The sequence below is a fragment of the Vogesella indigofera genome (genome assembly GCF_003633895.1).
GTDB lineage: Bacteria > Pseudomonadota > Gammaproteobacteria > Burkholderiales > Chromobacteriaceae > Vogesella > Vogesella indigofera.
This window is the reverse complement of record NZ_RBID01000011.1, coordinates 665,433-686,828: the sequence shown is the minus strand read 5'-3', so window position 1 is coordinate 686,828 and position 21,396 is coordinate 665,433. Positions and strand designations below refer to the sequence as shown.

The 21,396-nt window shown below is 63.3% G+C and carries 28 protein-coding genes; 27 read left to right on the top strand and 1 reads right to left on the bottom strand.

What is annotated here, in order from left to right; translation table 11 throughout:
• Positions 1 to 59 precede the first annotated feature (59 nt).
• The 22 genes from C8E02_RS05630 (at position 60) to C8E02_RS05525 (ending at position 15,694) form a co-directional block, all read left to right on the top strand.
• Positions 60 to 623: a hypothetical protein gene (locus C8E02_RS05630; protein WP_147424452.1), complete on the top strand. Its 564-nt coding sequence runs from the start codon at positions 60 to 62 to the stop codon at positions 621 to 623.
• Positions 624 to 932: 309 nt separating this feature from the next.
• Positions 933 to 1,502 carry a hypothetical protein gene (locus C8E02_RS05625; RefSeq protein ID WP_047965472.1) on the top strand — a complete coding sequence of 190 codons (570 nt, stop codon included), beginning with the start codon at positions 933 to 935 and terminating at the stop codon, positions 1,500 to 1,502.
• Entirely contained in the window at positions 1,499 to 3,448 is a 1,950-nt protein-coding gene (locus C8E02_RS05620) for a phage terminase large subunit family protein (RefSeq protein WP_120809978.1), read from the top strand. The genes C8E02_RS05625 and C8E02_RS05620 overlap by 4 nt, the downstream gene beginning before the upstream one ends.
• Position 3,449: 1 nt before the next feature.
• Complete coding sequence (locus C8E02_RS05615; protein WP_047965470.1) at positions 3,450 to 3,662, top strand: phage head-tail joining protein; 213 nt, start codon at positions 3,450 to 3,452, stop codon at positions 3,660 to 3,662.
• Positions 3,659 to 5,146 carry a phage portal protein gene (locus C8E02_RS05610; RefSeq protein ID WP_120809977.1) on the top strand — a complete coding sequence of 496 codons (1,488 nt, stop codon included), beginning with the start codon at positions 3,659 to 3,661 and terminating at the stop codon, positions 5,144 to 5,146. The genes C8E02_RS05615 and C8E02_RS05610 overlap by 4 nt, the downstream gene beginning before the upstream one ends.
• Positions 5,147 to 5,148: 2 nt before the next feature.
• Positions 5,149 to 6,288: a head maturation protease, ClpP-related gene (locus C8E02_RS05605; protein ID WP_120809976.1), complete on the top strand. Its 1,140-nt coding sequence runs from the start codon at positions 5,149 to 5,151 to the stop codon at positions 6,286 to 6,288.
• Positions 6,285 to 6,623: a head decoration protein gene (locus tag C8E02_RS05600; protein WP_047965467.1), complete on the top strand. Its 339-nt coding sequence runs from the start codon at positions 6,285 to 6,287 to the stop codon at positions 6,621 to 6,623. The genes C8E02_RS05605 and C8E02_RS05600 overlap by 4 nt, the downstream gene beginning before the upstream one ends.
• A gap of 70 nt (positions 6,624 to 6,693) precedes the next feature.
• Positions 6,694 to 7,698 (top strand): major capsid protein, encoded by a 1,005-nt coding sequence (locus tag C8E02_RS05595; protein WP_120809975.1) that lies wholly within the window; start codon positions 6,694 to 6,696, stop codon positions 7,696 to 7,698.
• A gap of 1 nt (position 7,699) precedes the next feature.
• Positions 7,700 to 7,993, top strand: a complete 294-nt coding sequence (locus C8E02_RS05590; protein WP_120809974.1) for a head-tail joining protein — start codon at positions 7,700 to 7,702, stop codon at positions 7,991 to 7,993.
• An 11-nt stretch (positions 7,994 to 8,004) separates the two neighbouring features.
• Positions 8,005 to 8,538, top strand: coding sequence for a phage tail protein (locus C8E02_RS05585; protein WP_120809973.1), 534 nt, complete (start codon positions 8,005 to 8,007; stop codon positions 8,536 to 8,538).
• 9 nt (positions 8,539 to 8,547) lie between these two features.
• The gene (locus C8E02_RS05580; protein WP_147424451.1) at positions 8,548 to 9,039 is read left to right on the top strand and encodes a hypothetical protein; all 492 of its coding nucleotides are present in this window, start codon (positions 8,548 to 8,550) and stop codon (positions 9,037 to 9,039) included.
• Positions 9,036 to 9,671 carry a phage baseplate assembly protein V gene (locus C8E02_RS05575; RefSeq protein WP_120809971.1) on the top strand — a complete coding sequence of 212 codons (636 nt, stop codon included), beginning with the start codon at positions 9,036 to 9,038 and terminating at the stop codon, positions 9,669 to 9,671. Before C8E02_RS05580 ends, C8E02_RS05575 begins: the two co-directional genes overlap by 4 nt.
• 63 nt (positions 9,672 to 9,734) lie before the next feature.
• A complete protein-coding gene (locus C8E02_RS05570; protein WP_120809970.1) occupies positions 9,735 to 9,944 on the top strand; it encodes a hypothetical protein in 210 nt (69 codons plus the stop codon).
• A 5-nt stretch (positions 9,945 to 9,949) separates the two neighbouring features.
• Positions 9,950 to 10,282, top strand: a complete 333-nt coding sequence (locus C8E02_RS05565; RefSeq protein WP_047965460.1) for a GPW/gp25 family protein — start codon at positions 9,950 to 9,952, stop codon at positions 10,280 to 10,282.
• The gene (locus C8E02_RS05560) at positions 10,279 to 11,250 is read left to right on the top strand and encodes a baseplate assembly protein (protein WP_120809969.1); all 972 of its coding nucleotides are present in this window, start codon (positions 10,279 to 10,281) and stop codon (positions 11,248 to 11,250) included. The genes C8E02_RS05565 and C8E02_RS05560 overlap by 4 nt, the downstream gene beginning before the upstream one ends.
• Complete coding sequence (locus tag C8E02_RS05555; RefSeq protein ID WP_120809968.1) at positions 11,247 to 11,858, top strand: phage tail protein I; 612 nt, start codon at positions 11,247 to 11,249, stop codon at positions 11,856 to 11,858. The genes C8E02_RS05560 and C8E02_RS05555 overlap by 4 nt, the downstream gene beginning before the upstream one ends.
• Positions 11,859 to 11,861: 3 nt before the next feature.
• Entirely contained in the window at positions 11,862 to 13,025 is a 1,164-nt protein-coding gene (locus C8E02_RS17610) for a phage tail protein (RefSeq protein ID WP_120809967.1), read from the top strand.
• 9 nt (positions 13,026 to 13,034) lie between these two features.
• Positions 13,035 to 13,256 carry a hypothetical protein gene (locus C8E02_RS05545; protein ID WP_120809966.1) on the top strand — a complete coding sequence of 74 codons (222 nt, stop codon included), beginning with the start codon at positions 13,035 to 13,037 and terminating at the stop codon, positions 13,254 to 13,256.
• Positions 13,253 to 13,486 carry a hypothetical protein gene (locus tag C8E02_RS05540; protein WP_120809965.1) on the top strand — a complete coding sequence of 78 codons (234 nt, stop codon included), beginning with the start codon at positions 13,253 to 13,255 and terminating at the stop codon, positions 13,484 to 13,486. Before C8E02_RS05545 ends, C8E02_RS05540 begins: the two co-directional genes overlap by 4 nt.
• A 157-nt stretch (positions 13,487 to 13,643) precedes the next feature.
• Complete coding sequence (locus C8E02_RS05535) at positions 13,644 to 14,810, top strand: phage tail sheath C-terminal domain-containing protein (protein WP_120809964.1); 1,167 nt, start codon at positions 13,644 to 13,646, stop codon at positions 14,808 to 14,810.
• 12 nt (positions 14,811 to 14,822) lie between these two features.
• Positions 14,823 to 15,326: a phage major tail tube protein gene (locus tag C8E02_RS05530; protein WP_047965456.1), complete on the top strand. Its 504-nt coding sequence runs from the start codon at positions 14,823 to 14,825 to the stop codon at positions 15,324 to 15,326.
• Positions 15,327 to 15,388: 62 nt separating this feature from the next.
• On the top strand, positions 15,389 to 15,694 hold the full coding sequence (locus C8E02_RS05525) for a phage tail assembly protein (RefSeq protein ID WP_053068017.1): 306 nt from the start codon (positions 15,389 to 15,391) through the stop codon (positions 15,692 to 15,694).
• Between the two features lie 84 nt (positions 15,695 to 15,778).
• Here the strand turns inward: C8E02_RS05525 and C8E02_RS17395 are convergent, their stop codons facing one another.
• A complete protein-coding gene (locus C8E02_RS17395) occupies positions 15,779 to 15,937 on the bottom strand; it encodes a hypothetical protein (protein ID WP_162198987.1) in 159 nt (52 codons plus the stop codon).
• Positions 15,938 to 15,988: 51 nt separating this feature from the next.
• Between C8E02_RS17395 and C8E02_RS05515 the strand changes: the two genes are divergently transcribed.
• From C8E02_RS05515 to C8E02_RS05495, 5 genes are read left to right on the top strand one after another with little or no spacing between them, the layout of a single operon-like run.
• Complete coding sequence (locus tag C8E02_RS05515) at positions 15,989 to 18,928, top strand: phage tail tape measure protein (RefSeq protein WP_120809963.1); 2,940 nt, start codon at positions 15,989 to 15,991, stop codon at positions 18,926 to 18,928.
• A gap of 1 nt (position 18,929) precedes the next feature.
• Positions 18,930 to 19,799: a phage tail protein gene (locus C8E02_RS05510; protein WP_120809962.1), complete on the top strand. Its 870-nt coding sequence runs from the start codon at positions 18,930 to 18,932 to the stop codon at positions 19,797 to 19,799.
• Entirely contained in the window at positions 19,774 to 19,980 is a 207-nt protein-coding gene (locus tag C8E02_RS05505) for a tail protein X (protein ID WP_047965453.1), read from the top strand. The genes C8E02_RS05510 and C8E02_RS05505 overlap by 26 nt, the downstream gene beginning before the upstream one ends.
• Before the next feature lie 3 nt (positions 19,981 to 19,983).
• Positions 19,984 to 21,033, top strand: coding sequence for a phage late control D family protein (locus C8E02_RS05500; RefSeq protein ID WP_120809961.1), 1,050 nt, complete (start codon positions 19,984 to 19,986; stop codon positions 21,031 to 21,033).
• A 54-nt stretch (positions 21,034 to 21,087) separates the two neighbouring features.
• A complete protein-coding gene (locus tag C8E02_RS05495; protein WP_047965451.1) occupies positions 21,088 to 21,366 on the top strand; it encodes a phage holin family protein in 279 nt (92 codons plus the stop codon).
• Positions 21,367 to 21,396 lie beyond the last annotated feature (30 nt).

Here is a 21,396-nt window from a genome sequence, read left to right as displayed (position 1 = left end):
GGCCCGCAGAGGCCGCCTCGCTTTGGTGTGGTATCCGGTCAGGGGTGATCGGGAAATTTATGTCTGTTGCTGGTGATGTTTTGTTTGATTCGGTAGGTCAGGCGCTGCGGTTTGCTTTTTTGTTCAAGGCGTCTGTGAAGGGGGCTTCTGTGCCAGGGACGGTGTCTATCGGGTCTGGCCGGGGGTTGGTCGGGCTGGATGGTGCGGGCGAGGCCGGCAATATCAAACGGCTGATCGGGGATCTGCCGAAGGTGCAGGCGGCAGCATTGCAGGCACGGTTCAGTGAACGGGTGGCGGCGTGTCCTTGCTGCATGGCGGATGCGCCGGCTGCCGAGTGGCTGGGGTGCTGCGTGTTGTTGTCTGGTGTGGCGATGGGGGCAGCCAGTTCATGCCATGAGAAGCTGGCGCTTGATCTGACGATGCGGCATTTTGGCGATAAACGTTTGACGTTCGAGATGCTTGGTGGCCGGTATGGTTGCTCGGCTGATCAGGTCCGCAAAATCAACAACAAGGTGGCCGCGGCTTTGCGGGCGGTGGAGCACGCGGCGCAGGCAAAGATTTCTGACCGGTTGATCGCGTCGGGTTATATCGATCATTGCCAGGAAGTTGAAGCTGTGTGTTGACTGTCCGGTTTGACCGGACTAATATCCGTTTTCAGATACAGCTGAAAATTCCGTCAAGAGCCCGCGAAAGCGGGCTTTTTGCGTTTCTGTGGTGTTTGCGTGGTCGTTTCTCCTCTGTGTTGTGCTTTCGGCGCCCCGGTCTGTTGATCGGGGCGCTGTCTTTTTGTACTGCCGATCTGGGAGAGACGGGGACCCTAGCGATTCTGCGCCCGGTACGAGGCTGGAGACTCGCGATTCTTTTTTAGTGGCTGCGCTGTGAAGTTAGTGAAATTCACCCACGGTGAAATCTAGTGAAATGATGGTGAAACCATGCGCACATATTTGAGCAGAAAGGCCTTTGCGGATTCGCAGGGTTGGTCGCCCAGCTATGTGACCAAGCTGGGATCACAGGGGCGGCTGATCATGTCGCCGGATGGCAAGTCAGTCGATGTTGACGCAACGCTGGCCAAACTCGGCAAGACCGCCGACCCATCAAAAGAAGGTGTTCGCCAGCGGCATGTCGACACCCGCACGCAGCGTGATGTCCGCAGCCAGGTGACTGCGGATGCACCGGACACAGCCGAGTCGCAGGGCGGCAGTTCCGACTACTACACGCACAAGGCTAGTCGCGAGAAATACCTAGCGCTTCTGGCACAGGCTGAATATGACAAGGTCTGCGGCAACACGGTGGAGCGGCAGGTCGTCGAAGAGGCCACATACCGCTACGCCAGGTTGTTGCGTGATTCGGTGATGGGTTTGCCCAAGCAGATATCGTCCGACCTGGCTGCGATCTCCGATCCATGGAAGCTGGAACGCGAGCTGAGCGACCGCCTGCGCAAGATGCTGGAGGATGTCACCAAGCTGGGCGAAGATGACCTGAACAAGGCGATGACAGAATGAAATATGCAAGCGGCTTTGTCGCGTATGTGAAGGGTTTTGTTTCTGGTTTGCGTCCTGATCCTGCGCTTTGGATTGATCAGTGGGCCGATGAGCATCAGCGCATTCCTGCCGACGCAGGTGCAGCAGAACCAGGCAAATACCAAACTGACCGCACGCCCTATGCACGCGGCGTGATGCGGGCATTGTCGCCGGAGCACCCCTGCCGCCGCGTGGTGGTGATGGGGGCCTCGCAGATGCTGAAGACGCAAGTATTCTTGAACTGGATCTGTGCGTTGATTCATATGGCGCCGAGTAACATCCTGGCGCTGGAGCCTTCGCTTAATCTGGCCAAACGACTGTCCGGACGCATTGGTAAAAATCTGGATGCTATCCCTGCGTTACGCGACCGCGTTGCGGCAGCGCGCAGCCGTGATAGCCGCAACACGATTGACACCAAGGAATTCACCGGCGGTACGCTGATGATCACCACGGCTGGTGCTGCGGCCAACCTGGCTGAGGTGTCCGCACGCTACCTGTACGGCGACGAGATCGATCGATGGGATCGCAACGTCAATAACGAGGGCGATCCGGTTGTGCTGGCCGAGGCGCGAACCTCCACCTTTGGCCGCAACGCCAAGATTTACTACTCCAGCTCGCCGACGGTCGACGGTGCCAGCCGGATTGCCGAACTGTACAAGGAAGGCAACCAGCAGCGTTACTACGTGCCATGCCCGCATTGCGGCGAAAGCCAGACGCTGGAGTTCGAGCAGCTAAAATGGAATGCGGATCGTACTGCCGCACACTATGTCTGCATCGAGAACGGCTGCTGCATCGAGGAGCACCACAAGAGCACCATGCTGGGCAGCGATGACTGGCGTGCAACGGCCGAGGGCGATGGCGAAACCGAGTCGTACCACATTTCGGCGCTGTACATGCCGCTGGGCTGGGTATCGTGGGCTGCGCTGCTGAAGCAGTATGAGAAGGCCGAAATCGCCCTGCAGAAGGGTGATCCGGAACCGATGCAGGTGTTCTACAACACCCGGTTGTCCAAGGTGTGGGACAACGCCCAGGAACGCACTCGCGGTGCCGATCTGCTCGCACGCGTTGAGGATTACGCCCTGCGTACGATCCCGGCGGGCGTGCTGATGCTGACGGCAGCGGTCGATACCCAGGCCAACCGTCTGGAGCTGCTGATAAAGGGCTGGGGCGAAGGGCTGGAAAGCTGGACCATCGACCACCGCGTGATCATGGGCGACCCAGCCGAGCAGCGCACCTGGGACACGCTGGATGAAGAGCTGAAGGCCGAGTTCATCCACCCGTCGGGCCGCCGCATGACCATCGCAGCCGGCGCAGTGGACTCGGGCGGTAACCATACGCAAGAGGTCTACCAGTTCTGTCGTCTGCGTCGCTGGCGCCACATCCTGGCGATCAAGGGGGAATCCAAGCGCGGCAAGCCGGTGCTGCCTCAGCGGCCGAGCAAGGTCGATGTCACATGGCGCGGCACTACCGAGAAGGGCGGTTGCGAACTGTGGCTGATCGGCACCGATACCGCCAAGGACTGGCTCTACAACCGCTTCAAGCTGCTGGAAGGCCCGGGAGCGCAGCACTTCAGCAAAGACCTGCCGGCCGAGCACTTCGACCAGCTCACCGCCGAGCGCAAGCTGATCCGCTACGTCAAAGGCCGTGCCGTGACCGACTGGGTCAAGCCAAAGTCCGAGCGCAACGAGGTACTGGACCTGAACGTGTACAACCTGGCCATGGCGCACTACCTGGGCCTGCATCGCTATCAGGCGGCAGACTGGGAACGGCTCAAGATCAAGTACGCGCAGACCGGCCTGTTTGATCAGGCGCCGCCCACTGTGACCAACCCTGCAACCGCAAAAGACCCCGCCCCCAAAGCGGGGTCTTCTGCTTTACCCGCCCCACAGCGCCGCCGGGCGCAGTCGGGCTACCTGAAACGGCGATGACATGGCATTCACTCAAACCCAGCTGGATGCGATCGAAAAAGCCCTGGCACGGGGCGAACGTGTCGTGCAATACGCTGACCGGCGCGTCGAGTACCGCAGCGTTGCGGAGCTGATCGAGCTGCGTAACACCATCAAACGCGATCTGTCGCAGCAGAACGGCCAGTCACGTAGCCGCAGCCATCGGCTGTACCACGCAGGAAAGGGGATCAGATGAGCGGTTTCCCGACACTGCGTGGCCGCGGCTTTCTGATGCCGACCCGGCTGAAGAACAGTTACGAAGGTGCGGGGCAGGGGCGGCGTGCCAACAACTGGCAACCCGGCAGTAGTGGGCCGGTCAGCACCACCGGCAGCGGCCTGCAAACCCTGCGCAACCGTAGCCGCCACGCTGCACGCAATGACCCGTATGCCTTCAAGGCGCTGGACACGCAGGTCTCCAACCATATCGGTACCGGCGTCGCACCCAAGCCGCGGCACCCGGATGCAGACATCCGGCAAATGTTGCAGGAGGTGTGGGACGACTGGTGCGAGGAGTCCGATGCAGATGGCGTGCTGGATTTCTACGGCCAGCAGGCGCTGGCTGCACAAGGCTTGTTTGAAAGCGGCGAGTGTTTCGTCCGGCTGCGTCCGCGGCGACTGGAAGACGGCCTGGCCGTGCCGCTGCAGATCCAGCTGCTGGAGCCGGAGTTCGTGCCACACGACAAGACCGGTACCGCGCCGAACGGCAACCGCATCCGGCAGGGCATCGAGTTCGACGCCATCGGCAAGCGTGTCGCCTACTGGATGTACAAGAGCCACCCCGGTGAACGTGCTGGCGAAGGCAGCTTCAACAGCCTGGTGCGGGTACCGGCTGAGCAGGTGCTGCATGTGTACGAGCCGACCCGCCCCGGCCAGCTGCGCGGCGTGCCGATGCTGGCCACCGTGCTGCTACGCCTCAAGACGCTGGACGAGTTCGACGACGCGGTGCTGTTCCGGCAAGAAGTCGCCAACCTGTTTGCCGGCTTCATCCGCAAGCCAAGCGCCGAGTCAGCATTCCCCGGCGAGCCGGGCCAGCAGGTTGACGCCGATTTTGCACCGCTGGTCGGGCTGGAGCCGGGAACCATGCAGGAGCTGGCACCGGGCGAGGAAGTCGAGTTCAGCGACCCGCCCGACGCCGGCAACAACTATCAGGACTTCATGCGGCAGCAGCTGGCGGCCATCGCAGCCGGTATGGGTCTGCCGTACGAGCTGCTGACCGGTGACCTGCGCAACATCAGCGACCGCGTGATCCGCGTCATTCTGAATGAATTCCGCCGCCGCGTAGAGCAGCGCCAGCACGCCATCTTTGTGCATCAGCTGTGCAAGCCGGTATGGCGTGCGGTGCTGAATATGGCGGTGCTGTCCGGTGCCATCAGCCTGCCAGGCTATGCGGCCAACCCTCGGCCGTTCCAGCGCGCGCGCTGGGTTCCGCAGGGCTGGGCGTATATCCATCCGGTGCAGGACGTGCAGGCGGATCGCTTGGCCGTGCGCAGCGGCTTCACCAGCCGCAGCGAAGTGGCGCTCAAACGCGGGGCCGATGCGGAGACGATCGACACCGAAAACGCGGCTGACAACGCCCGCGCTGACGGGCTGGGGCTGGCCTATGACTCCGACCCGCGCCAGCGTGACGACCAGGGCGAAATCATCGTCGATGATCGTGATGACGACGCAAAAAAGGAATAACCATGAACCCTGCAACACCCCGCATTTTCAACGGCCCGGCACCCGAGCCGGCAGCCAGCGGCAACTGGTACCGCATCAGCAATGCGGCCAACCTTGCTGCTGATCAGTCACTGGAAGTCGAGCTGTACGACGACATCGGCGTCTGGGGTATTCGTGCTGCCGACTTCATCCGTGACCTGAAGGCCGCCGACGATGGCCAGCGCCCAATCGTGATCGCCATCAGCAGCCTTGGTGGCGACGTGTTCGACGGCCTTGCCATCCACAACACCTTGCGCCGACTGGGCAATCGCGTTACCGCACGTATCGACAGCGTGGCGGCCAGTATCGCCAGCATCATCGCCGTTGGCGCCCACCGTGTGGTGATGCCGGCCAACAGCATGATGATGATCCACAACCCGTGGACGTTTGCGATGGGCGAGGCCGAGGATCTGCGGGCCACCGCCGACATGATGGACAAGGTGCGCGACAACCTGGTTGGCTGCTATCGCGCCAAGGCGCCGGCGCTGAGTGCCGACGAACTGGTCAAGATGCTGGATGACACCACCTGGTTGACCGCGCAAGAAGCGCTGGCGCTGGGGCTGGTGGACGAAGTCACCGACCTCGTGCCACTAAAAGCCAGCGCCAACCTGCGCGCCGGTCTGGGACGGCTGAAGAACGCGCCACCGGCCCTGTTGCAGGCGCTGGACGAGCCCGCTACACCGCCCGCTGATCCGGCTCCAGCCCCGGCGCCCGATCCGGCGCCACTCGCCGCGGCAGACCCGGTGGCGATGGCGAAGCTGGCGGCGAGACTGTGCAACGAGGCCTCGCTGCCGGCCGTTGCCGTTGACAGTGTGATCACCGTCAGCGCCCTGGCAAGTGACAGTGCCATCCGCAGCGCAGTGGCCCAGGCCACCGAGATCCGCGACCTGTGCAAGACCGCCAAGCTGCCGGATCTGGCCAACAGCCTGATCGCCAGTGGGCTGGATGTGGAATCTGCCCGAGCGCGGCTGTTTGACAAGATGGTGGCCGGAGCCGGCGAAGAGCTGGACAACCTGCCACCGGCAGACGATCCGTCCACCCCGAAAAACAAGGGCCCATCGGCCCGCGACATTTATGCAAGCCGCCGTGCCCGTGCGGCCAACCCACAGCGAGGTAATGTATGAGCACCCTTCATCAAGCAGGCCGGACCGGCGAACACCTGATTTCCACCGTTGGCCAGATCAGCAATGACATCGTCGACCTGGCTGCCGGTGCCGCGTTGCCCGCCGGCCAGGTGCTGGCTTACGACTCGGTGCAGCAACTGTATGTGCCCTACGACAACGCCAGCGCAACTGCCGGTGTCGCGGCTGCCGTGCTGTATGCGCCGGCGCCAGCCCGCACTGAGTCCACCCGCGTGGTCGTCACCGGCCGTCTGGCAGAGGTGCAGGGCGACCTGCTCACCGGCTTGGATGCGAATGCCCGTTTCGACTTTGGCAGTCTGTTCATCGTCGTCCGCTAAACCATCCGCCACCCATCATTCAAGGCGCTGCCCGCAAGGTCGGCGCCTTTTGCATTTCAGGAGCTGAACCATGCCTACCCTTGCCATTTTTGAAGATGACGCCTTTTCGCTGTCGACGCTGACTGCCGCGATCAACGAAGGCCCCCAGACCCCGGGCCGCCTGGCCGCGCTGGGGCTGTTCGAAGAAGAAGGGATTACCACTACCACGGTGGAGATCGAGAAAGAGGGTAATACCCTGTCGCTGGTGGCGGCTGGCGAACGCGGCGGTCCCGGCCAGCAGGTCGGTGGTGACAAGCGCAGCCTGCTGCACTTTGGCACCATCCACCTGCCGCAACAGAGCGTCATCCGCGCCGACGAAGTGACCAACCTGCGTGCCTTCGGCAGTGAAACCGAGGTCGAAACGGTGCAGGCAGTGGTGTCGAAGCGCCAGAACAAGCACAAGCGCCAGCTGGATGCCACTACCGAGTACCACCGCATTGGTGCCATCAAGGGGCTGGTGATGGATGCCGATGGCCAGCGTGTACTGTTGGATACCTACCAGCACTTCCAGATCGTTCAGACCGAGATCGAAATCAACCTGAGTGCGATGGGGCCGAACCTGCGTGGCCAGTGCCTGGCCGTGGTGGAAGCCGTCGAAGCGGCGCTGGGCTCGGCTTCCAGCACCGGTGTGCGCGTGTTCTGCGGCAAGAACATCTGGGCTGCGCTGGTGGCCAACAAGTACCTGGAAGAAACCTTCAAGTACGGGCCGCAGGCAGCCGCCTTGCGCGGCGATCCACGCGACACCATTGAGTTCGGTGGCATGGTGTGGGAGCGTTATACCGGCAAGGTCGGCACCATCGCCTTCATTGATCCGGATCTGGCCTACGTGGTACCGGAGGGTGTGCCGGACATGTTCATTACTCGTTTCGCGCCGGCTGATCATGTCGATGCCGTCGGCACCATGGGCCTGCCGTATTACACCTCGCTGGAGCTGCTGAAGCACGGCAAGGGCGTGGACATGCTGTCCCAGTCCAACGTACTGAACCTGAACACCCGCCCGGCAGCCGTAATCCGCCTGAAACTGAAAGCAGCCTGACATGTTCCGTGACCTGATGGCCGACATCGACGCTACGGTGTTCGACGTTCTGGGCGATGCCGCCACGGTGCAGGGCAAGCCGGTCTCCGGCATGTTCTACGCACCGTGGTTGCAGCCGGCACTGGGCAAGCTCAATACCAGCATCCGCGAACCTCACCTGGTGGTGCAGGATGCCGATGCCGTCGGGGTGGGCAAGAGCGCCGAGGTGCAGGTGACAGGGCAGGGCGACTACGTCGTCGTCAGCGTCGAGCCGGACGGTACCGGCCGCAGCACGCTTGTGCTGCGGGCCAAATAGCAGGAGAGAGCATGCCAGTTGCGATCAAGGCCGAAATTGACATCCGCCCCGTGCTGCAGCTGGTCAACGGGCTGTCTCAAGTGGCGGTCAGCAATGCCTGGCGGCGGGCACTACGCAAGACGGGCGACTGGATTAAAACCCATGTCGCCCGTTCGCTTTCCAGTGAGATCAAAGTGCCGCAGAAGGTGCTCAAGCAGCGGCTGTACTTCTTCTTGCGCTCGGCGAAGGAGGGCAAGGTCTGGCTGGGTATCAACGCGATCGAGGCCGCCCGCCTGGGCAAGGCGCGCCAGACCCGGCGTGGCGTCACGGTCGGCCGGCACCGCTTTGACGGCGCGTGGCTGTATCGCAGCAAACGCGGCAGCCCGAACGATGGCGGTGTGTTCCGCCGGGTTGGCCGCGCACGCACGCCGTACGAGCAGGTGCGATTTGAGTGGGACGAGGTCGGCGAGCGTGCCTTCCGCGCCGTCGCTGCCCAGGCGCAGGAGCGCTTGTTCGAGATCCTGGCGCAGGAGCTGCGTTGGGAAGTCAGCAAGCTGACGAAATAGGACACCCTGATGATTGAAGCACTACACGACGCCATCGAACAAAGGTTGGCTGCAGCCCTGCCAGACGTGGATGTTCAGTTTTATCCGGAGCTGGGCGAGCGCGTCAGCCTGCCGTTGCTGGTGCTGGAACTGGCCGAATTTGAGCCAGGCACCGACCCCGGCACCGGAGAGCTGGCACTGGTCGCCATCATGCAGGCCCGGGTGGTGTGCGATCCGACCGCGGCCAAGGCCGAGCTGGCTGTGCGCCAGCTGGCCACGCGCGTTGCGGCGCAGGTACACGCGGCCACGACTTTCGACCAACCCGTGACACCCGCCAAACTGAGGCAGATCGGGCCGGACGGTTTTCACCATGCAGAGCTGGATGGCTACCTGGTGTGGCTGGTGGAGTGGGTGCACGAGCTGGAAGTCGGCGAACCCTCCGACATCGCATTGCCGTCGTTCGTGCCGCGCGAGGTGCAGTGGTCCGTCGACGGCGATACAGAGTCGGTAGTGACGCCATGAGCTATGAACAGTCGGAAATGGATCGGCAGCTCTCCAGCCTGATCATGCTCGGCAATGTAGCGGCGGTGCAGATGAAGCCGCCGCGGGTGCGCATCGAGTCCGACGGCTGGACATCGGACTGGGTGATGTGGAACGCGATGGCGGCAGGGCGCGCCCGTCACTGGCGGCCGCCCAGCATCGGTGAACAAGCCGTGCTGCTGAGCCCGTCCGGTGATCCGGCACAGGGGGTCGCCATCATCGGCTTCTACACCGGTGAATTTGATGGTGATGGCCGTCCCGACTTGGTCGGCTGGCTGATGCCGGATGGAGCAGTCATCGAGTATGACCACGCCGCCGGCGCACTGCTGGTGGACGGCGTCAAAACCGTCAACGTGAATGCGGCCGACAGCGTGACGGTGAAGACCACCACCATCACGCTGGATGCGCAGGACGTCATGGTGACCAACAACCTGACCGTCGGCGCTGCCATCAACCACTTGGCCAATGGTGGCGCCAAGGCCAGCTTTGGCGGCGCGATTGAGGCCAAGGGCGATATCCACTCCGATGCTGACGTCACCGCTGGTGACATCAGTTTGGGTGGGCATAGCCACGTAGAGCAGGGCGATGGCGCACCAGTTGGCCCGCCGACATGATTTACCCGTTTGCAATTGAACTACCCACCCGCCGCTGGCGGGTTTTTCATTCCTGGAGCCGTCATGAGTAAACCAACCCCGGCAGTCACCGCTGCCGCACAAGTCTTCCGCGACAAGGCATTCAAGTCGCGCACCCTGATCCTGAAAGATGGCCGCGCGGTACCGGTAGAAAACTACACCGTGACCACGTCCGACAAGGACGTGATTGCGTTTCTGGATAGCCACGCCGACTTTGCCCGTCAGCCGGCAACGGCTGACAGCGCTGCGGAGTAAACCCGATGAGCCTCACCGGCATGAACCGGGACACCGGCCAGCCGGTGAGCGGCATCGAGCACCTGCGGCAGTCGCTGGCTGACATCCTGAGCACCCCGATCGGCAGCAGGCGGATGCGGCCAGAGTACGGCAGCAACATCCCGCGCATGGTCGACCAGCCGGTCAATCCCGGTTGGATCGCTGCAGTGCAGAGCGAGGCGGCCCGGGCGCTTGCCCGCTGGGAGCCGCGGATCAAGCTCAAGCGCGTGTCGCTGATCTCCCTGATCGATGGGCGCCCGGTGTTCCGCATCGAAGGCGACTACATCGGTGAAACCCAGATACTGGACGTGACAGCATGATTGACCTGACCCAACTGCCCGCACCTGCGGTGATCGAGGAACTCGATTTTGAAACCATCTATGCCAACAAGCTGGCGCGGTTTCAGCCGCTATACCCCGACTACAGTGCGGCGCTGGAGTCCGACCCGGTCGTGAAACTGCTGGAGCTTGCGGCGTACGACGAAATGATGCTGCGAGCCCGCATCAACGATGCCGCCAAGGCCACCATGCTGGCCTACGCCACCGGTGCCGACCTCGACCATGTGTCCGCGCTGTTGAATGTCGCGCGTCTTCTGGTCGATCCGGGCGACCCGGGGGCGAACCCGCCGCGCGATCCGGTTTACGAAGACGACGAGCGGCTGCGCTTTCGCGCGCAGATGGCGCTTGAGGGAACATCGGTGGCCGGTAGTGTCGGCGCCTATGTTTTTCACGCACTGTCGGCATCGGCAGGCGTGGCTGACGTCTCGGTCGATGCGCCCCGCTTTGCACGCATTGTCGTGTCGCCCGAAGTCGCCGCGATGTTACCGCCTGGCGCGATAGTCCTGCAGGTCACGCACAGTGCCGGATTGGTCGAGCCGATGCCAGGTGATGTGGCGGTCAATGTGCTCGCCGTCCAACACAACGAAGACAACTATGCCGAACTGCTGCCCGTCGTAGAGTCGAACCTGTCGGCAGACAGCATCCGACCACTGACCGACCACCCGCATGTACTCCAAGCGGAAGCGGTGCACTACCGGATACGCGGCACACTCGAGTTCGATCCCGGCCCCGATCCGGCTGTGGCAGAGGCCGCAGCGCGCCTGCGGTTCGATGCACTGATCGCCGCTCGCCACAAGCTTGGCGCCGACATGCCGCGCTCAGCGATTTTTGCCGCGTTGCACGGCCCGGGAGTCGCCCGTGTGCTGCTGGATGAACCGGTGGGCGACGTGATGTGTGGCATCAACCAATTTCCGTTGTGCGACGGCATAGAGATTTCGAGGGCGTTATGAGTCGATACCTGCTGCCTCCGAACCGAACGCCGCTCGAGGCGGCGCTCGCCGACAGCATCACGCCGGCATCCGACCCGTCGCCGCTCGCCACGATCTGGGATGCCGACCGTTGCCACACCGCCTTGCTGCCTTGGCTGGCTTGGTCGCTGTCGGTCGAGGGCTGGGAATCGGCGATCACCGAAGAGCAGCAGCGTCAGCTGATCCGCGGTGCGGTCCCCACCCACCGCCGCAAGGGCACACCAGGCGCGGTAATCGCCGCGCTGGCGTCGATCGGGCTGGATGCGCGCATTAGCGACAGCCGCGTGGCCGGTGGCACGCCGCACGCGTTCGAGATTGACATCGACTTGCACGACCGGGGGATTGACGAATCGACGCCGCAACGAATCGAGGCCCTGATCGCCGAGTACAAGAACGTACGCAGCTTCGTAGCGGCCTTGCGCATCGCGTTGGCTGGCAAGGGCAAGATCTACGTCGGCGCCGCCGCCTACCTCGGCGACGAGCTGACCGTCTACCCATACACCCCGAGCGAGATTGTCGTCACCGGCATCGCCGCGCTCGGCGGTGGCACCCATACCATCGACACACTCACCATTTGGGGGAGCAACTAACCTATGGCACAGACCTACTTCGCCATTCTCACAGCGATCGGTGAGGCCAAGCTGGCCAACGCCACTGCGCTCGGCACCACGCTGCAGCTCACCAAAATGGCGGTGGGCGATGGCAACGGCGCCACACCCATTCCGGACCGCAACCAGACCGCCCTGGTGCACGAAAACCGCCGCGCCCCGCTCAACGCGCTGTTCGTTGACCCGGCCAATGGTGGCCAGGTCGTGGTGGAGCAGATCATTCCGGAGGACATCGGCGGCTGGTGGATTCGTGAGATCGGCCTGTACGACGCCGCCGGCGACCTGTGTGCAGTGGCCAACTGCCCGGACACCTACAAGCCGGTACTGGCCAGCGGCAGCGGACGCACCCAGATACTGCGCATGGTGCTGATCGTCGCCAACACATCTTCGGTAGAGCTAAAGGTCGACCCGAGCGTGGTGCTTGCGCCGCGCGGCTACGTCGACCAGGTGATGACCGCACACACCGCAGCGATAGACCCGCACCCGCAGTACGCCACCGATGCAGACCTTGCTGCACATGCTGCAGCCGCCGACCCACACCCCCAGTATCTGACCAGCGCAGAAGGCGATGCCAAAGTCGCGGAGGCAGTGGCTGCACTGGTCGCCGCTTCGCCAGCGGCGCTGGACACACTGGCCGAGCTGGCCACAGCGCTGGGGAGCGACCCAAACTTTGCCACCACCGTGACCAACGCACTGGCGGCCAAGGCGCCGCTGGCCAGCCCGGCACTGACCGGCAACCCGACAGCACCGACACCTGCCAGCGGCGACAACGACTCCTCGCTGGCCACCACAGAATTCGTCCAAGCAGCCATCCTGGCAAAGCTGAATGCAACAGGTGGTGCGCCACTTTACGCCGCACGTGCCTGGGTGAACTTCAACGGCACGGGCACGGTTGCCATCCGGGCCAGCGGCAATGTGTCCAGCATCACAGACAACGGCACAGGCGATTACACCGTCAACTTCACCACGGCCATGCCGGCTGCGAACTTCGCCGTTTCTCCGGGGGGTAATGGTTCAGCCGACCCGATTACTGGTGTCAACTGTTTGTCATCTGGCGCCAAGACCACCACATCCGTCCGGATATCTACAACTAACTCGACAACTGGTCGGACAGACTTTACCAACGTCGAGCTGGCAGTTTTTTGCTGAGGTACCAACATGGACAAACGCATTATTTTTCCGAACGAAGGCGGCGGTATTGCCGTACTCATACCGGCACTGGAGTGCGAGCTTGCACTGGAGGAGATCACCGCGAAAGACGTGCCTGCGGGTCTGCCATACCTGATCGTGGACGTGGCCGACATCCCGGCAGACCGTACCTTCCGTGCAGCCTGGGAGGCTGACTTCAGCAGCCCACATGGCTTTGGAGGCCAAGCATGATCACCGTGAACATCGACAAGGCCAAAGTGATTGCCCACGACGTTCGCCGTGCACGTCGAGCCCAGGAATTCCAACCGCTGGATGAGCAGATCGCTAGGCAAATTCCCGGCACGGATGTGGCCGCATTAGAAACCCAGCGGCAGGAGATACGTGATCGTTACGCTCAGATCCAAGGCTCGATCGAAACTGCCACCACCGCAGATGCAATCAAGGCGGCAATCAGCGACTGAAACGTTGGCCGCGTTGCTGGCAGAAATGCATCGAAGCCGATGAAGGTGACGCGATAGCGACGAATCGCTGAATAGAAACAGGCTGACCCAGCTAAACACCAACCAATCACATGTACCCGCCACTGGCGGGTTTTTTTACGCCCATTTGGGAGGAAATATGCCTAACGAGTCGTTGTTCCACGGCGCCGAAGTTGTACTGGTCGACAGCGGGCCGCGCACTATCTCGCTGCCGTCGTCATCGGTTATCGGTATCGTCGACACCTTCACGCCGGGGGCTGGTCTGGCGACGCCAAACCAGCCGGTGAAGATCACCAATGATCGCGAGGCGGCGGCAGCATTTGGCGAGAATAGCCCGATGTTCCGCCAGCTCAAGGCCATCTATAGCAAGACCCGCGCGGCCATCGTCGCTGTCGGTGTTGGTGCCAATGCCGATCCCGCGCTGCAGACCAGCGCCATCATCGGCGGTGTGACTGCCAGCGGGGTGCGTACTGGCTTGCAGGCGCTGCTGGATGGTAAGTCGGCAGTCAATTTGCAGCCGCGGCTGTTGGTGGCGCCGGGCCACTCGTCGACGCAGGCGGTAGCCAGCGCCATCGATAGCCTGGCCGGCAAGCTGCGCGCGATCGGCATCATCGACGGCCCCAACACCACCGATGATGCCGCCATTGCCTACGCGGCCAACTTCGGCAGCAAGCGGCTGTACCTGGTCGATGCCGGCGGCAACAAGGTGTGGGATACCACCAGCAGCAGCGAAATCCTGCTGCCGTCGTCGGGTGCCGTTGCTGGCTTGTTTGCAGCCAAGGATGCCGAGGTCGGTTTCTGGGCCTCGCCATCCAACACCGAGTTTGCCGAGGTGCTGGGTACTGGCCGGCCGGTGGAATACCTGTACGGCGATCCGACCTGCCGCGCCAACCTGCTGAACCAGGCGTATGTGTCCACCATCATCCGTGAGGGTGGATTCCGGCTGTGGGGTAACCGCACGCTGTCGGCCGATCCGAAATGGTCTTTCGTCACCCGCGTGCGTACCACCGACATGGTGATGGATGCCATCCTGCGCGGCCACCAGTGGGCGGTCGACAAGGGCATCACCAAGACCTATGTGCATGATGTGACCGTAGGGCTGGATGCGTTCATGGGCGACCTGCGCAATGCCGGCGCCATCATCAATTTCGAGGTCTACCCGGACCCGGTGCTGAATACCGCCTCGCAGCTGGAAGAGGGCAAGGTGTACTGGAACATCCGCTTTACCGACGTGCCACCGGCTGAGAACCCGATCTTCCGTGTGGAAGTGACGAACCAGTGGATCACCGAAGTGCTGGCTGCTTAACAAGGAAAAATCATGGTTCCGCAAACACTCACCAACTTTACCCTGGCCCTGGGGGGCACCAGCTACGCCGGCAAGGCCTCGCAGGTGCAGCTGCCCAAGCTCAAGCGCAAGACCGAGGCCTGGCGCGGCGGCGGCATGGATGCCGAAATCGACTTTGCCATCGGGCTGGAAAAAATGGAGGCCGGCTTTACGCTGACCGGTATCGACAAGGCGTCGCTGGCGATGTTCGGCCTGGCCGATGGCAGTGCCTTCAATGGTACTTTCCGCGGTGCATTTACTGACAGGAAGGGGAAGGTCGTCGGTGCCGTCTGCACCCTGCGCGGCCTGCTCACCGAAGTCGACATGGGCAACTGGGAGGCCGGCAAAAAGAACGAAACCAAGTACACCCTCACGCCGGACTACTACAAGCTGGAAGTCGATGGCGCCGTGGTGTACGAGATCGATCCGGTTGGCCTGATCCGCATCATTGATGGTGTGGACGAACTCGCTGCCGAACGTGCCGCGCTGGGCCTGTAACCCTCGCGGCCAACCTTTGACGCCCCGCCTTGTGCGGGGCGTTGTCATTTCAGGACAACCCCATGAACGAAACCATCAAGCTGTCTACCCCGGTCACCATCAATGGCTTGCCAACCAATCAAGTCGTGCTGCGCGAACCGACGGTCGGCGATCAGCTCGATGCCCGCCAGTTGGCGGGCAATGATGACGCGAAGTTTGAAATGACCATGCTGGCGAATATGGCCGGTTGCGCGCCGGACGATCTGCGCCAGGTGACGCTGCGCGATTACGGCAAGTTGCAGAAAGCCTATCTTCGGCTGTCTGCGGAAGAACCAGCTGCCGACGGGAAACAGTCCGCTGTGGTGGGTGTGGTCACGCCGGCTGGCTGAGCGCTACGGCTGGGGCCGGGACGAGATCCGCGCGGTACCGGTGTCCGAGCTGGCGCAATGGCTGGCAGTGGATGAGTCGTCGGATTAGCGGCGGGACAGCCAGTACAGCAGCAAGGCGATGGCCACGATCGGGGTGCAGCCCACCAGCACCCCGGCCAGCGCGCCGTACAGCACGGTCACGGTGGATAGCCCGTGCTGGCTGATGCCGTATAGCGCGCCACCGGCGGCCATCAGCAAGACCACTGCCGTTCCGATCAGATCAAACCATTTGCCTGCGTGCATTGAAGGGCCCGTATGTCTAAAGATGTTGCCATTGGTATTGTAATCGGTGGCGCCGTATCCGCAACGCTGGGCGCCGCCGTCGGCAAGACGCAGAAATCGGTGGAAGGCCTGCAAAAGGGCATGGCGGACACCAAGGGCATCAAGAGCCTGATTGGTGAGACCCAACGCCTGCAGCGCGAACTGGCCGAGGCAGACAAGGCCGGGCGCCGGATCGGGCTGGAAAGCGTACGCCAATTGCGGGGCGAGCTGGGCGGGCTGGAGAAAGATTGGCAGGCGTCCACCGCCCGTGTCGGCGAGCTGGCCCGGGCGCTGAACACCGCCAAGCAGGCCGCCGCCGGCCAAGCCGCGGCGGTGCCGGCGCTGGAAGCCGAACACCGGGCGCTGTCGGAGGCAGCAAGGTTGGCCGCGGCACATGCCGACATCAAGCGTGCGGCGTGGCAGGACGGCAAGAACAGCACTGCTTTGACTCGCCAGCAGGTGCTGGCGCTGAAGGAGGAGGCCGATGCCGCCCGCGGTGCCTCTCAGCAGGCCAAGGCGCTGGCCGTTGCCAAGAAAGCCCAGATCGATGCGGCCAAGGCGGCCACATCGGAAGAAGCTCGTCTGACCAGCGAGCTGGGCAAGGCACAGCGCGCTGCCGCTGCGGCCAAAGCGGCGTTCGAGGGCAAGCGTGCCACGCTGCAGGCCACCCGCAGCGAGCTGCGCAATACCGGTACCGCAGTCGGAGATACAACCCGCCAGACCGTCAAACTAGGGGAGGCGGCCAAACAGGCCGCCCAGGGGCAGCAGCAGCTGGCCAACGTGCCGTTGCGCGACAAGCTGGCGGCGAACACCGCCAAGCTGCGCGATATGGGTGTCGAGGTCGGCAACCTCGACAAGGCCATGCGCAAGCTGCAGCAGACCGAGAAAGGCATGCAGTGGCAGCAGCACGGCATCGGCCAGATTCAGTCCGGCATTGAGCTGGGCAAAACCGCCGGGGTGACCACCATCGGTGCCGCTGCCGTGCCCACCAAGATCAGCGGTGATTTCCAGGCAGAGACCCGCGACATCGCGATCAAGTCTGGTATCGCCAACAAGGCCGGCGAGAAGGAGCTGGTTAGCGGCATCATGCAGATTGCCGCCGACCAGAAGATGGACCGTACCGCACTGGCTCAGGCCATCAATGGCCTGGTGACACAAGGTATGGGGTGGCAGGAAGCCATTGGCCACGGCAGCCTGCTGGCCGAGCTGATCAAAGGCCAGAAAATGGCGCCGGAAGACGCCTCCAAGCTGATCTACTCCTTCGGCCAGAACGGCGTGTCGCAGAAAGACATGCGCAAGACCATGGGCGAGGTGGCCGTCGCCGGCGATCTGGGCGCGTTCGAGTCGGACAAGATGGCCCGCTTCATGCCGGAGCTGCTGGCCACCACCGGCGCGTTGGGTTTTCAGGGTTCGGACGCGGTGCGCTACATCGCCGCCAGCCTGCAGGCGCAGGTCAAGCTGACGGGTGACCCGGACAGCGCTGCCAACAACTTCAAGAACCTGCTGGCCAAGATCACCGCGCCGGACACCGACAAGAAGTTTGCCGATGCTGGCGTGTCACTGCAGGAGTCGATGAAGGCGTACATGAAGGCTGGTTACAACCCCGTCGAGGCCTTCATCGCGCTGACGGAAAAGCTCACCGCCAAGCAGGACCCGGCGCAGGCGAAGAAGCTGGCGGATCTGAAAGCCAGGATCAAGAACAGCGGCGGCAACAAGCAGCAAGAGAACGAGGCGCTGGATGCCTACCTGAAAATGGCCGGCCTGGCCGACATCCTGACCGACCAGCAGGCGCGCTCCGGCGCGCTGGCACAGATCAAGTACGGTGGCCAGATCAAGAGCGACCTGACCAAGATCCAGAGCACGGATGGTGGCAAGAAACTGGAAGGGGACAAAGCCGCTCGCGACGACACATCGAACAGCCGCTGGGAGGCGGTGGCGGCGGACTTTAACGCCAGCATGATCGCCGTCGGGGATGCCATCCGGCCCGTGACTAACGGTGCGGCCGATCTGGCGTCATCGCTGCTGCAGCTCGGTACCGGCTTTGCGCAGAATCATCCGGAGGCATCAACGCTGGGGCTGGCTGCCGGTGTGGTGACGTTGGGTATTGCGGCCAAGCGCATTGTCGGTGGCGCCGTGCAGTGGGGCGCCGGCAAGGTGCTGACCACGCTGGGCGGCAAGGCCGGGGCGGCGGCAGCCGGTAAAGGCGGTTTACCTGGTGTACTGCCTGATGTGCTGGGCGGTGGCAAGCCTGGCGCCGGCGTGCAGCAGGTGTTCGTCACCAACATGCCACGTGGCGGCCTGCCGGACTTGCCGGGGGCACCGGACAACAAAGGCAAACCATCAGGCAAGCTGACGCGTGTCGGTGCCGCGGTGCGTAGTGCGCTGGGCGGGACGGTGACGGCAGGTCGTGCCGTGATGGCCGCTCCGACGCTGGGTGCTGTGGCAACAGGCGGTGCCGCAACAGCGGCTGCCGCTACCGGCATGGTTGCCGCAGCGGGCGTGGCCGGTTACGGAGTCGGTACCGCGATCAATGCCGGCATTACGGCAGGGCTGACGGCGGCCAACGGTGGCCGCAAGCAGACCTTGGGCGGCTGGTTGTACGACAAGCTGCATGGTGATGAGGATGCCAAGCTGCTGGCGCCGACAGTCATCAAGCGGCCTGTTGCGGTTGGGGCGACAGCGAAGCCGGAAGCGGCAGCCAAAGCACAGGCTGCCGTACCCGCGGCCAAGCCGGCGCCGGCAAAGGCGCCACCGCCACCCGTCGTACAGCACTTTACCTTCTCACCAAAAATCGACGTCAAGGTGCTGGGCGATGCCAAGAACCCGGCAGAGATCGCCGCGCAGCTGGCGCCGCACCTGAAGCGGTTGTTTGACCAATGGTCCGCCAAAGCCAAGTCAAGCGGCGGCGGTCTGTACGACCCGGTAGGAGGGTGACATGGAGCTTGAAACAGTATTGCGGTTGGCCGTTGATGGCGCCAGCCGCGCCGCCGGCGTCGCCAATTTGCCGCGGGCGGTGGCCGATGTCACGTCGGCGGTGAAGAGTGCCACCGGCGCGGCGGTGCAGGTAGAAAAGGCCGCCGCGCTGCTGTCGGCCGGTGCACCGTTGACCGGCGCCAGCAGCAGAACGGTGCAGCGTGCGGCCGGGCTGCTGACGTTGGCTGCCAAGGACTTGACCAGCTCCAGCAATAACTTGCTGCAGGCGGCGGGTAGGGCGCTGGCGGCCAGCAACAGCAAGCTGAAACAGGCGCTGGGTTACTCGCTTACCGCCTACGCGCGACTGCCGAAAGATGCGCGCGCCCTCGCCATGCGTATGGGCGGCGGCAGTGTCGCCTCGCTGGTGCAGTCATTCGGCGGGGCATTGGCGGTAGGGCTGAACATGAGTGGCGCACCGGCACGGGGTTACCTGCTGGAGCTGGCGCCGGAGCTGGGCGTGCCGTTCCGCTTTGCCCTGGGGCAGGCCGCGTTTGACACCCTGTCCCGTGCCACCCAGTTCAACATCGCCAGCCAGGAACGGCTGACGCGGCGCGCGGCAGAGCAGGCGGTGAGCAAGGGCGGTGACCGCATCACGCTGAAGGGGGCGATCTTCCTGGCGCAGCATGGCGCCGGACACATCGACCGCCTGCGCGAGCTGGGTGATGCGCTGCAGCCGCTGACACTGACCACTGGTTACGGTGAGCACCTGGGGCGCTGGTACCTGGCGCAATTGAACGAAGAACAGGCGTATCTGTTTGTCGACGGTGCACCGCGCAAGCAGGCCTTCACGCTGGAGCTGTCTCGCTATGGCGAAGATTATCAGAACGTCTGACGGAGACTGCCTGGACAGTCTCTGCCACGCGCACTATGGCCACCTCAACGGTACTGTTGAGGCGGTGCTGGCCGCCAACGTGGATCTGGCCGGGCAGGCACAGCCGTATCCTCAGGGCATCTATATCGCCATGCCGGACATTGCCAGCGCCACAACTGAAACCGTCACGCTGTGGGAGTAAACCATGCGGCCGACCTTTCGTATCCTGGCCAATGGTCAGGACATTACCGCGACCCTGCAAGACCGCCTGATCTCGATCAGCATTACCGACAAGGCCGGGCTGGATTCCGACGAGCTGACCGTTACCCTGGACGACCGAAACGGCGCAGTCGGCCTGCCGCCGCGCGGCGCTATGCTCGATGTCAGCCTGGGTTATGTCGAAACCGGGCTGACCCGCATCGGGCAATATCGGGTGGACGAAGTCGAGTCCAGCGGCCCGCCGCAGATTGTCGTGTTTCGTGGTCGGCCGGCGGACATGTCCGGCAAGATCAAGCAGCCCCGGCGCCACTCGTGGGAGGGCGCCACACTGGAGCAGGTCGTGAAGGACATTGCCGCCCGCAACAAGCTCAAGGCGGTGTGCAAGGTCAAGGCCACTGTTGCCCGGGCTGATCAGATGAACGAATCCGATCTTCACTTCATCACCCGCTTGGCTGGCCAGTACGACGCCACCGCGACAGTGAAGGGCGGGCAGATCCTGGTGCTGCCGCGTGGCGGCCAGGCTGCCAGCGTCACCGGCAAGACGCTGCCCACGCTGGTGCTCCATCGCAAGGACATCAAGGGCTGGCATTTCAAGTCCAGTGATCGCAACGCCTCTGGTGGCGCCATCGTTCGCCACCACGACAAAGCCACCGGCAAGACGCAATCGGTGCTGGTGCCCAATCCGGACAACCCGAGTGCGCCGCCGCGGGTGATCCGTCACACGGCGAGTAGCAAAGGTACGGCGGCGGCGGCAGCCAAGGCAGCCAGCAACCGCGCGGCACGGTCGGAAATCACCATGAGTATCACCATGGCCGGCCGCGCCGACATCGTTGCCGAGCGCAAACTGCGCACGCAGGGAATCAAGGACGGCGTCGACCACCTCTGGACCATCGACAGCGTGACGCACGAATTCAGTAGTGGCGGCTGGGAAACCAGCCTGGAACTGATCCTGAATAAGAAAGCCGAGCCGGCGAAGAAGGGGAAGAAGAAAGCAGGACAGAAAAAACCCAAGGCGCTGGTGGCATTGGCGCCGTGACTTGTTTCACTCCAGCCCCGCGATTTCGCGGGGTTCACTTTTTAGGGGGTTGTAATGCAGGAACATGAAAAAGGACTGTTGTGGTTGCTGTGCGTAGGGTCGCTGATCGGGCTGGGCAAGCTGCTGTCCAGCGATGAAGCCATCACCACGCGCCTGATCTTTGGCCGCGCCATTCTGGGTGCCGGTACCTCCACCATTGCAGGCGTAGCGTTGATGCAGTTTCCCGCACTACCGCTACCGGCGCTGGTGGGGATTGGCGCCGGTCTGGGCATTGTTGGTGCCCAGTACCTGGAAGCCTGGCTCAAGCGCCGCGCAGACAAGATTTCTGCCTGACCATTACCACCGACGACCACACCCGCCCAT